At 33.5% G+C, this 12,125-nt stretch carries 10 protein-coding genes and 1 pseudogene; 8 read left to right on the top strand and 3 right to left on the bottom strand.

All coding sequences use genetic code 11. From position 1 onward, the window contains the following. The first annotated feature begins 13 nt into the window (after positions 1 to 13). The 5 genes and pseudogenes from ACNQGN_RS13190 (at position 14) to ACNQGN_RS13170 (ending at position 4,816) form a co-directional block, all read left to right on the top strand. The gene (locus ACNQGN_RS13190; RefSeq protein ID WP_417988299.1) at positions 14 to 562 is read left to right on the top strand and encodes a PepSY-associated TM helix domain-containing protein; all 549 of its coding nucleotides are present in this window, start codon (positions 14 to 16) and stop codon (positions 560 to 562) included. Positions 563 to 714: 152 nt separating this feature from the next. Then, positions 715 to 2,164 (top strand): annotated as a pseudogene (locus ACNQGN_RS13185) (IS1182 family transposase). Positions 2,165 to 2,526: 362 nt separating this feature from the next. Then, positions 2,527 to 3,849, top strand: coding sequence for an APC family permease (locus tag ACNQGN_RS13180; RefSeq protein ID WP_417988298.1), 1,323 nt, complete (start codon positions 2,527 to 2,529; stop codon positions 3,847 to 3,849). Positions 3,850 to 4,091: 242 nt separating this feature from the next. Next, on the top strand, positions 4,092 to 4,379 hold the full coding sequence (locus tag ACNQGN_RS13175) for a hypothetical protein (RefSeq protein ID WP_417988297.1): 288 nt from the start codon (positions 4,092 to 4,094) through the stop codon (positions 4,377 to 4,379). Between the two features lie 68 nt (positions 4,380 to 4,447). Further along, complete coding sequence (locus ACNQGN_RS13170; RefSeq protein ID WP_417988296.1) at positions 4,448 to 4,816, top strand: ribosomal maturation YjgA family protein; 369 nt, start codon at positions 4,448 to 4,450, stop codon at positions 4,814 to 4,816. 63 nt (positions 4,817 to 4,879) lie between these two features. Here the strand turns inward: ACNQGN_RS13170 and ACNQGN_RS13165 are convergent, their stop codons facing one another. Continuing rightward, on the bottom strand, positions 4,880 to 5,257 hold the full coding sequence (locus tag ACNQGN_RS13165; RefSeq protein ID WP_417988295.1) for a hypothetical protein: 378 nt from the start codon (positions 5,255 to 5,257) through the stop codon (positions 4,880 to 4,882). Between the two features lie 284 nt (positions 5,258 to 5,541). Here ACNQGN_RS13165 and ACNQGN_RS13160 point away from each other — a divergent pair, with 284 nt between their 5' ends. Next, a complete protein-coding gene (locus ACNQGN_RS13160) occupies positions 5,542 to 5,967 on the top strand; it encodes an HIT family protein (protein ID WP_417988294.1) in 426 nt (141 codons plus the stop codon). 181 nt (positions 5,968 to 6,148) lie between these two features. On the opposite strand, the gene ACNQGN_RS13155 is transcribed toward ACNQGN_RS13160, so the two are convergent. Further along, complete coding sequence (locus tag ACNQGN_RS13155; protein WP_417988293.1) at positions 6,149 to 8,782, bottom strand: valine--tRNA ligase; 2,634 nt, start codon at positions 8,780 to 8,782, stop codon at positions 6,149 to 6,151. Between the two features lie 218 nt (positions 8,783 to 9,000). Here ACNQGN_RS13155 and ACNQGN_RS13150 point away from each other — a divergent pair, with 218 nt between their 5' ends. Then, positions 9,001 to 9,390 carry a DUF1573 domain-containing protein gene (locus tag ACNQGN_RS13150; protein ID WP_417988292.1) on the top strand — a complete coding sequence of 130 codons (390 nt, stop codon included), beginning with the start codon at positions 9,001 to 9,003 and terminating at the stop codon, positions 9,388 to 9,390. A gap of 15 nt (positions 9,391 to 9,405) precedes the next feature. On the opposite strand, the gene ACNQGN_RS13145 is transcribed toward ACNQGN_RS13150, so the two are convergent. Then, a complete protein-coding gene (locus ACNQGN_RS13145) occupies positions 9,406 to 10,776 on the bottom strand; it encodes a retropepsin-like aspartic protease (RefSeq protein ID WP_417988291.1) in 1,371 nt (456 codons plus the stop codon). A 125-nt stretch (positions 10,777 to 10,901) separates the two neighbouring features. Between ACNQGN_RS13145 and ACNQGN_RS13140 the strand changes: the two genes are divergently transcribed. Further along, the gene (locus tag ACNQGN_RS13140; RefSeq protein WP_417988290.1) at positions 10,902 to 12,122 is read left to right on the top strand and encodes a pyridoxal phosphate-dependent aminotransferase; all 1,221 of its coding nucleotides are present in this window, start codon (positions 10,902 to 10,904) and stop codon (positions 12,120 to 12,122) included. Positions 12,123 to 12,125: the final 3 nt, after the last annotated feature.

The following is a 12,125-nucleotide window of genomic DNA, read 5'->3' as shown; positions in this document are numbered from 1 at the left end:
AATTTTCCTTAACATGAAAAAAATCAACTTTAGAAATTTACACCGCGATTTAGGCTATTTCTATATCGGATTAATTGTTTCTTTTGCCTTCTCAGGGCTTATGATGAACCACAGAGAATTTTGGCATCCTGATAAATATACCACTGAAACAAAAGCTATTGAAGTACAATTGCCCGAAGAAAGCGAAATCAACGAAAAATTTGCTGAAGATCTAGGAAAAAAACTAGGTGTCGATGATAAAATGAGACGTCATATGGTAAAAAAAGGAACTTTTAAAATTTCTTTTGAAAAACATGACATTGAAATTGATATGAAAACCGGAAAAGGTGAAATCGTTTCTTTCATCAAAACCCCTATCATTAGTCAATCCATGAGCTTGCATAAAAACACTTCTAATTTCTGGATCTATTATTCTGATATTTTTGCGATAAGTCTAATCATAATTGCTTTGACAGGAACGATAATGATAAAAGCCGGAAAATTCAGTTGGAAAAACAGAGGCTGGAAACTGGCAGTCGCCGGAGTTTTATTTCCACTACTCTTTTTGATTTTATTCGGATAAGACATACCCAAAAAAAACAACAAACCTCTTCTAGAAATAGAGGGCACTGAAAAAGTCTTTTTAAGAATTAATTGTTAATAAAAAGGAGTAGAAAATCATGGTTTTTCTGCTCCTTTTTTCGTATATTTAGCTGTAATCATAAGGCTTTTTAGATGTTAGTTCAACAACAAAAAATTCAGTTCAGTCCATATTCTTCGTTATACGATTTAATCGTTCCCCAGGATAATTTGCTAAGGAAAATCAATGATTTGATCGATTTTTCATTTATCTACGATGAGTTGCTAAATAAATACTGTACAAATAATGGTCGCACAGCAGAAAGCCCTGTGCGTATGTTCAAGTATTTACTTCTAAAAACAATTTATACTGTTTCAGATGTTGATGTAGTGGAGCGTTCCCGTTTTGATATGTCCTTTAAATATTTTTTGGAAATGGCACCAGAGGAAGATGTTATAAATCCTAGTTCGTTGACAAAATTTAGAAAACTACGTTTGAAAGACACCGACTTATTAAATCTATTAATTGGTAAAACAGTAACTATAGCCGTTGAAAAGGGCATCATTCGCTCTAGGTCTATTATAGTTGATGCCACACATACTTTATCGAGATCAAATCCGTTTTCGGGCAATTGAAGTGTTAAGAGAACGTTCCAAACTGCTACGAAAAACGGTTTATTTATTTGATGACCAATGGAAAGAGCGTATGCCAGAGAAGAACAACTCCGATGAATTGGAAAAAGAATTGACCTATTGTAAAGAGTTGGAGAGAGTAATTGAAAAAGAACAAGCTTTAAGTTCTATCCCTGCTGTAAAAGAAAAATTAAACTTGCTTAAAGAAACAATAGAAGATACTCAGGAAAATTTTACGTTGTCAAAAGATACAGATGCTAAAACGGGTCATAAATCCGCTGACAGTTCATTTTTTGGCTATAAGACTCACCTAGCTATGACCGAAGAGCGCATCATTACAGCAGCTGTTGTAACATCAGGCGAAAAAGGCGATGGGCCAGAATTGCCTAAACTTTTAGAAATTAGTCAAGAAAATGGAATTGATGTTGATACAATTATTGGCGATGCAGCCTATTCAGGAAAAGAAAATCTTAAACTCACAAGTGAGCAAAACATTAAAGTAGTAGCGCGTCTAAATTCTACCATAACACAAGGGGCTAGAAAAGACGATGATAAATTTGATTACAATAAAGATGCCGATAGGTTTGTTTGCCCTGCAGGTCATATGGCTATACGAAAGGCTCTAAATGGCAAAAAAAATATTGGAAAGAATCAAAAACAAACCTATTATTTTGATGTAGAAAAATGTAAGTCTTGTCCTTTAAAAGAGGGTTGTTATAAAGAAGGGTCAAAGACAAAAACATATTCAGTATCGATAAAATCAGAATTACATCAAGAACAAATTGCTTTTCAAGAAACTGGCTACTATAGAGAAAAAGCAAAACACCGATACAAAATAGAAGCCAAAAATAGCGAGTTAAAAAATGTACATGGTTATGATAGAGCTTTATCGTATGGCATTACCAATATGCAAATGCAAGGTGCAATAGCCATTTTTACGGTTAACTTAAAAAGAATACTGAAATTAATGTAGGAAATCGCAACCTATATGAACAGTATCCAGAATCAACCTATATAAGTCAAAAATCGACTGATACAGCATACAATAAAAAACAGTTGTAAAAACAAAAACGCTTATAACGGATCTTTAAAATCCTTTTATAAGCGTTTTTTTTTGTCTAAAAAACGACACTAATCAAAAACAAGGGATGTTTTTCAGTGCCCTCTAGAAATAGTCGAGGTTTTTTGTTTTAAAAACAAAGCCCATTTTAACTATATTTGACAGAACCATTGCTTTGTTTCACTATTTCAACATATTCAATGTAATTCATTTTCAGGACCGTTTCAGTTAAAAAATCACGCCGAAACAAAAAAGTGACGCCGAAATAAATCACTATGAAAAATCCAAAAAACAACCAATTAAAAAAAAGTTTAGGCCTGAGTTTTGGTATTGCGGTATTAATTGGAGGTACAATTGGTGTTGGAATTTTGCGCACTCCCGGTGCGATTGCGGGCATGTTAGATAATTATTGGCTTATAATTGCTTGTTGGTTTTTTGGAGGAATTTATATTTTAATTGGTGCAAATTCTTATGCAGAATTAGCTACCATGCTACCAAAAGCCGGCGGATCTTATAACTATATAAAAAGAGCTTTTGGAGATTATGCCGGATTTATATCGGGTTGGTTTGATTACATCACAAATGCAATTCCACCTGCTTTTTATTGTATCGTTATCAGTGAATATAGTCTTATTTTATTTCCAGATCTGGAAAGTCATTCTACAAGTATAGCCATTGCATTTTTAATTGCATTTACCCTTCTACATGTGAGCGGTGTAAAAAACGGCAGTTTTATACAACAACTGACAAGCATTATTAAAGTAGTTTTCTTTATGGCACTGATTGTTGCCTGTTTTATGTATTCGGGTGTAAAAATAAATTCTTTTGAAAGAGACGCTCCTTTACTTGAAATGGGAGTTATATTCGGATTTTTCAAATCTCTTCAACTAATAATTGGTACTTATGACGGTTGGTACTCTGTTTGTTTTTTTGCAGAAGAAGATAAAAATCCAAGTAAAAACATTCCTAAATCATTATATACTGGAGCTGTAATTGTCATATTACTATATGTATTAATAAATATGGCATTTTTTCATGTGTTACCAGTAGCTTCTTTGGCAAATGCACCTCTGGCGGCTGCGGACGTTGCTAAAGTAGTTTTTGGAAATAATGGCGCAGTCATAGTAACCGTTATTGCTATTTTTTCTTTAATTAGTATTTTAAATGCCTATATGATGATCCCAGCACGAATATTATTCGGATTGAGTCGTGATGGTTTTTTTATTGACAAAGGAACCGCTATAAATAAGGGGGGTACTCCAATAGTGGCACTTTTAGTCTCCTCGTCGTTTAGTTTATTACTGATCATTATAGGCTCATTTGAGGTGTTATTTTCATTTGGAACCTTCATGTCAGTTATTGTTTGGGGACTAGCCTATTTCTCGCTGATAAAATTAAGAAATAAAGAACCTAATTTACCCCGACCCTATCGCTCCTGGGGATATCCATGGTCAACACTATTTGTGATTGCAGCGACCATAGCCCTACTGATCGGTTTTGCTTATAGCGACAAGAAAAACTTTGCAATCATTCTAATTATTACAGTACTATCCTATCCCGCCTTTTTATTTCTAAATCGTAGCAACAAAAAAGAATAAACTCAATCGAGTAGATTTTGTACTTTTCAAATGTCATTATAAAAACAACTTACTTCGCCTAAGCCTGCTTTTTAAATTATTTTGTCAAACGCTTAGAAATAGAAAATAATGTATTAACTTTGAAATGCAAAGTACTTTTGGATATTGCGAGGAAATGATGCTGCTTTCCATCTAACCGCAAGATTGCCCCGACACAAAAAGTTTAAAAATATCTAAAACTTTAATACATAACTAGAGTAACTATGAATAAGAAATCAAATCCTTGGAATATAATCAGTTGGATATTTGGAATTACTGTTTTTGCAACTGGAGTATTGAATATGTTTTGGGGGAACGATCCAGGTTTTGGAGTTTTTTTACTTCTTCTATCTTTCGTTTATTTTCCTCCGGTAAATACCGTTTTCAAGAAAAGGACAGGTTTCTCAATCCCTACAGTATTAAAAATCATCATGTCTATTTTTATTATATGGGCAGTGCTGGGCGTGGGTGAGTTATTCGCCAAGATAGACCTTATGATGATGGATTTATAACGCACAAGCAATGAACTTTACCACGGTTACAGAAAAGCGAGTGTTGCACGAAACCTTTAACAATCAATATGCTAAAATTCAACCAAAAATATTTTGCCATTACAATTTTGCTTTTTCTCATAGAAATCTTAATAGCCTTATTTGTGCATGACAAATTTGTACGACCCTATGTTGGTGATTTTTTAGTCGTAATTTTAATCTATTGCTTTCTAAAATCGTTTCTAAACTTGTCGGTTTGGATTGTCGCATTTATTGTTTTGCTGTTTTCATTCGCTATCGAAATCACGCAATCTTTTAATGCAATAGGAAAGTTAGGCTTGCAGAATTCAGAGATCGCTAAAGCACTTCTGGGAAATTCTTTTTCCTGGATTGATTTGCTTGCCTATGTTATCGGAATTTTGACTGTAATCAGTATTGAAAAATATAATAAAAATTAAACCTAAAATGCGTGGCACTTTTTCTTTCTTTGGAGTTATCTCCAAAAACAGACACTAAGGCACTTAATTTATTTGAATTCCGTTCTTTTCAAGTAGTTCTAAAAGACTGACATTTTGATTAGGATCATATTTCTCAATACCACTTTGATACCATTTCTCTATCATATTCATCTGATACGAAGTATACCCATCGGCATCTATAGGTAAGCCAAGTAACCCGGAGATAAGAAAATCTTCCAAAACTTTATCACTAACAATACGTTGGGGAATTCCATCCCGAATATTTCCGTTCATTCGCTCATAATCCGATCTTCCGGAATTAAATCCAGTGCTAAAAGCATCATTGTATTCTGCACTTCTAAATTGCTGAAATGGGTTTAAACCAATTCTATATCCTTCAGCATAATCTTGTGTATAAGCCGGACTAAATATTCTTTTCATTTCGTTATTTATGTAGTATTTCACAATTACTTTCCAAACATATTAACAATATTTGAGTAAATACACAAAAATCGATTAAAGGACAATATACTCTTTAAAACACAATAGCAGTGACGTTCGTCGATAAAATAGTATAATTCAATTACAACAATATCTGATACTGTTTTTTTTGAGGAAATAGCCTGTGCTTCTCCTCTTATCACAAGAAACATTTTTACACGTTTAATTTTAAATGATTATTTCATTAATTTTGAAGCATCCAATAATTACTTATATAAACTATTATGCCAACACCAATTTCAGAATGTCTGTATTGTCAAGACAATGAAACATTACATAATCTAATGATTAAAATCTGTGATTTAGAAGTGTCTCAATTATTTCTCTTTAAAGAACAGTCTTACTTGGGCCGCTGCAATGTAGTTTATAATAACCATGGCATTGAATTCTATGAATTGAGCGACGAACAGCGCAATGCATTCATGCGCGATGTGGCGACTGTAGGAAAAGCAATTGCAATAGCATTTAATCCAACTAAAATCAACTACGGAGCTTACAGTGATACCTTATCGCATTTACACATGCATATTGTCCCAAAATATAAAGATGGATACGGTTTTGGAAGTGTTTTTGAAATGAATCCACAAAAAACTATGCTATCTGAAGTCGAATATAGTGCGGTAATAGAAAAAATAAAAGCTGGATTATAAATTAAATCAGGAGACAATGTTAACTTTTCCATTTAAGGTACCATCCATAAAGCATGCAGGTAATACTGCCTTTTAATAAAAAAAATAAAACACATATGAAATGCCCCCAGATAGTGTTTAACTTTTTGGGGGCAGTTCATTGGGTGACTGGGATTTTTATAATTCTTAAAAAATCTAATCTTTATTTCAATCCAGCCAAACTGTGTTGGATAGTTTCAATTTTAGACAAAGCATCCGCTTCTTTTTGTTTTTCGTTTGCCAAAACTTTCTCCGGTGCACCAGCCACAAATTTTTCGTTCGCTAGCTTGTTTTGAACTGATTTAAGAAAACCTTGCACATACACCAATTCAAGAGTAAGTTTTTCAATTTCTTCCTCAACGTTTATATTTCCGCTGATTGGAATGAAATACTCATTCGATTTTACACGAAAAGACAAAGCACCATCAACTTTATCGGAAACATATTCTAATGAAGTAATATTTCCAAGTTTAGTCACTACGGAATCAAAATAAGTTGAAACCTTATCATTGTCCACAATTTTCAATTCAATCGTGTCTTTGAAAGGAATATTTTTGTCTTTACGAATCGTTCTTATCCCAGAAATCACTTCAATTGTATTTTCGAAATCAGCAATTAAACCTGCATTAAAAGGCTTCATTTCTGGCCAAGTTGAAACGATTAAAGCCTCTTCGGTAGTTCTAACAGCAAGAATTTGCCAAATTTCCTCTGTTAAAAATGGCATGAACGGATGTAATAATTTCATGTTATTTTCAAGCATTTCTATCGCTTTCGCAAACGTCAAACTATCGATTGGCTTTTGGTACGCCGGCTTTATCATTTCAAGAAACCAAGAACAAAAATCATCCCAAACTAATTTGTAGATTCCCATCAAGGCATCTGAAATTCTATATTTTTCAAAATTATCTTCAATTTCCAGAAGGGTTTGCTGCAACTTGGCTTCATACCATTCAATCGCTACTTTTGACGATTCAGGTTGCGCAATAGTATCTGAAACTTCCCATCCTTTTATTAATTTGAAGGCATTCCAAATTTTATTGGTAAACGCTTTTCCTTGATTGCACAATTCTTCATCAAACATGATATCATTCCCTGCAGAAGCGCTCAAAAGTAATCCCACACGAACACCATCAGCTCCAAACTTTTCGATTAAATCCAAAGGATCAGGTGAATTTCCTAATGATTTAGACATCTTGCGTCTTTGCTTGTCCCGAACCAAACCAGTCAAATATACATTTGTAAATGGTTTTTTTCCTGTATATTCATAACCTGCAATAATCATTCTCGCTACCCAGAAAAACAAAATATCCGGGCCCGTTACCAAATCATTCGTTGGATAATAATATTTAAAATCTTCACTCTCAGGATCCATAATTCCGCCAAAAACGGACATTGGCCAAAGCCACGAAGAAAACCAAGTATCTAAAGCATCAACATCTTGTCTTAAATCAGAAAGTTGAAGTTGCGCATTTGAAGTTTTGGCCTTTGCCAATACTAACGCTTCTTCTTTAGATTCAGCAACTACAAAATCTTCTTTTCCATCTCCATAGAAATACGCAGGAATTTGTTGTCCCCACCACAATTGACGGGAAATATTCCAGTCGCGAATATTCTCCAACCAGTGTCTGTACGTATTGTCAAAACGTTTTGGATGCAATTTAACTTCGCCATCTACCAAAACTGCTTTAATCGCAGGTTTTACTAAATCCTCCATTTTAAGAAACCATTGGTCAGATAAACGGGGTTCGATAACTGCTTTGGTTCTTTCTGAAGTTCCTACTTTATTAAGATGCGTTTCTGTTTTTACTAAAGCTCCGATGGTTTCTAATTCTTTGGCAATTTCCTCACGGACTACAAAACGATCTTTTCCTTTATAATGCAATCCAAAACTATTCAAAGTCGCATCTTCGTTGAAAATATCAATAATTTCAAGATTATGCTTCTCCCCTAGCGCTTTGTCGTTCATATCATGGGCCGGCGTCACTTTCAAACATCCGGTTCCAAATTCTATATCAACATATTCATCTTCAATAATTGGAATTACTCGTCCGCAAATAGGCACAATCGCTTTTTTGCCCTTCAAAGAAGCGAAACGTTGGTCTTTTGGATTAACACAAATTGCAGTATCCCCAAAAATAGTTTCCGGACGTGTTGTAGCAATCGTCAGGAAATCTTCACTTCCTTCGATTTTATATTTTAGAAAATATAATTTTCCTTGTTGTTCTTCGTAAATTACTTCTTCGTCAGACAAAGTAGTTTTTGCTTCAGGATCCCAATTTACCATTCTGTATCCTCTATAAATCAATCCTTTGTTATATAAATCCACAAAAGAACGAATTACCGAAGCTGACATGTCAGGGTCCATTGTAAATTTGGTTCTTTCCCAATCACAGGAAGCACCCAATTTTTTTAATTGGTCTAAAATTACACCGCCATATTTGTCAGTCCATTCCCAAGCGTGAGCCAAAAACTCTTCGCGTGTTAAATCATTTTTGTTAATTCCTTCTGCTTTTAATTTGGCTACAACTTTAGCTTCAGTAGCTATAGAAGCATGGTCTGTCCCAGGAACCCAACAAGCATTGAAACCCTTAAGACGTGCTCTTCTGATTAATACATCCTGAATCGTATTGTTCAACATGTGTCCCATGTGCAAAACGCCAGTAACATTAGGAGGTGGAATTACGATGGTATATGGTGTTCTGTGATCTGGCTTGGAATGGAAATAATTATTTTTCATCCAGTAGTCATACCACTTATCTTCAATGGTTTTAGCGTCAAATTGTGCAGGAATTGTCATTTTATTACGGATTCGTTTTAGCGTTAAATTCGATTGTTTGCTGGTTCAATTAAACGAATAACCAAATCAACAAATAATCTTTTAGACTTTGGTCTGATATTTGTACTTTCAATAGGGAACAAAAGTAAATAATTAAGTACACTATAAAAAGAGAAATAAAAATTTGTGCATTAATTAAAACAAAGTACTTTTACTAAACAGAATTTAAAAAAATGAAAATGAAAAAAATAATTACTTTAATAGCAATTGTATTTGCAAGCAGTATTGGGTTTGCCCAATCTGGAGCTAAAATTGAATTTGCAGCTAAAGACAATACCATTGATTATGGAAAGATTTCCAAAGGAAGTGATAATGGAATAAGAGTATTTCAATTTACAAATACCGGAGATGCCCCATTAATTATTACCAATGTATTATCTACTTGCGGATGCACCGTCCCAACTAAACCAACAGAACCTATTTTGCCAGGAAAAACTGGAAAAATTGAAGTTAAATACAACATGACTCCTGGTCCTATACGCAAAACAATTACTGTAGAAACAAATGCAGTAAACTATGACGGCGGAAGAGTTGCTTTGAAGATAAAAGGGGAAGTGATTACGAATTAAAGTCTATTTAAAATATTAAGAAGCGTTTTTTGAATCATTCAAAGGCGCTTTTTTTTTTAGAATATCGTGTAACTGAAACCTGAATTTTAGAGTTTGACCATTTCTTTTAACTTCTAATGTAATCCATTTTTCTTCTTCCGATTTAAAAAGGGAATTGATTTCCTGCAACGAATACCTATAAGTCAGGTTTTTGTTAATTGAAATAATTAAATCTCCTTTTTGCAAACCACTATTTGCCGCTGGTGAATTTTTCCTGACATGTGAAATTTCATAAATCGGTTTTAATCTAAATTTATATTTAAAATCGTTAGTATTATTCTTTAATGGAAAAGGATTGTCTCTAGATATTGAAGTAACAGTCTCAAGAGCTACCGTTTCTTCGACCCATTGTAATCCAGAATGCTGAATTTCGACTCCGCTCCTATTATAGTTAAAAGGATCATAATATTCTTTATTCTTCTTTAGATATAATAAATTATTAGTGTAATCAAAAATAACTGAAAATCTTTTCAAAATCTCCCCCCCCACAGAACCCACTCTTCCTGGAACTATTTTCACATTTCTTAGGGAACTCGAATCAGGGAAAGCAACAAGTGGATTAAGAAATTCAAATTCCGACATTTTAAACTTTGCAATTCTAGCTCTTTTCCCTTCAATATCGCCACTAAACCCCTTCCCCAGATAATCTTCAAAATTATTAGAAGGAACCTTAATTTCTTTGGATCTATTTTCAAAAAGCCAAACCGCATCGCTATTACCAAGATCTATTAATAATTTTGCAGGAAAACCAACAGAGTCAATAGTAATTGTATTTATTATATAAGGCTTTGATCTTTCTATTGCAATGTCAACTTTCTTGAATTTTTTTTCAATTTTATTCTTATTTCTCTCATTATCCCTATGAATAATTACCCTTCTTCTTTCGTAATTTATTTCTACTAAATTATTTCTAAAAAAATGATACCCAATAATTCCGTTCACCGGAATTCCTACATGGGCTGATAAATTAAATTCATCATCCAAAATAATATATAACAAGTGATTTTTGGACTTTAGCCCTTCGATTTCCAAAATATTATTAGTAGATTTTAATCCTTCAATAGCATCTTCACTACCTAAACCACGTAAAGTAATTTTTTCAATGTTAGAAAATTTAATTTCTTTTTTATCCTCTTCCAAACTAAACAGAATAGTCTCTTCAACACCGGAATCTAATAAAAAATTCAGTTCTATACCATTGACTTTTATGGGAACAAACACCAAATTATTTATAAACTTAAAAGGAATACTTACTTTATCACTCTTTTTGCTAAATTGAAATCCATCTTGAGCTAAAATAGTCAAGGCGCTGAAAAGAAGAAAAAACAAAATAATTACCTTTTTCATTAAAAATTCTTTCTATAAAGTTACTAAAAATACAACATAATTCTGCATTTTTGACACCAAATTGACTTACTAATTAAGGTAAATTTGGAAAAAAATTTGCAAATTTGCATTTCAATAATTAAATCATGCCAGAAATATCAAACAGAGGCAAACAGATGCCTGAATCTCCAATACGAAAATTGGCTCCTTTTGCCGACATGGCTAAAAAAAAGGGTCATAAAGTATACCATTTAAATATAGGTCAACCCGATATAAAAACTCCCGAAGTAGCCATTAAAGCCATTAAAAATATTGATTTAAGCATTATTGAATACGGTCCCTCCGCTGGTTATGAAAGTTACAGAAAAAAATTAGCCAAATTTTACACCAATCAAGATGTGAAAGTATCTTTTGAGGACATCATGATAACAACTGGAGGTTCCGAGGCACTTTTATTTGCTTTAGGAAGCATTATGGACCAGGGAGATGAAATTATCATCCCAGAACCATTTTATGCTAACTACAGTGCTTTTTCAGCAGAATCCGGTGCTACGGTAGTTCCCGTAAATTCTGTTTTTGAAAGTGGTTTTACCTTACCTCCTATTGAAGAATTTGAAAAATTAATCACTCCAAAGACGAAAGCAATATTGATATGTAATCCAAGTAACCCAACTGGTTATTTATATTCCGAATCAGAAATATTGCAACTAGGTAAACTCGCGAAGCAATACGATTTATTCTTGATTGCAGATGAAGTATATAGAGAATTTATATATGACGAAGACATTCATTATTCTGTAATGAATCTTGAAGGACTCGAACAAAATGTCATCATGATTGATTCTGTATCTAAACGTTACAGTATGTGCGGCGCCAGAATTGGATGTATGGTTACAAAAAATAGAGAGGTAATTTCAGCAGCGATGAAATTTGCCCAAGCTCGCTTGTGCCCTCCTACAATTGAACAAATAGCCTGCGAAGCAGCCATCGATACTCCTCAAAGCTATTTTGATGAAGTAATTGCAGAATATAAAGAACGTAGAGATACATTAATTTCGGAATTAAATAAAATTGAAGGCGTTATTGTTACCAAACCTAAAGCCGCTTTTTACTGTATTGCACAACTTCCTGTTGACAATACGGATGTTTTTGCACAATGGCTTTTAGAAAGTTACGATTTGAATGGAGAAACCGTTATGGTCGCTCCAGCTGCAGGCTTTTATTCGACTCCAGGAATGGGATTAAACCAGGTGCGTATCGCTTATGTTCTTAAAAAAGAGGATTTGATTAGCGCTGTTCGTATTCTGAAAGAAGCAATTCCTGTATATAATTCAACCCGATTAAAAAAGTTGGTTGCAACTGAATAATTA

Source organism: Flavobacterium rhamnosi (genome assembly GCF_048286515.1).
GTDB lineage: Bacteria > Bacteroidota > Bacteroidia > Flavobacteriales > Flavobacteriaceae > Flavobacterium.
Note: the sequence above shows the minus strand (reverse complement) of the source record. Positions and strands in the feature narration are given on the sequence as shown.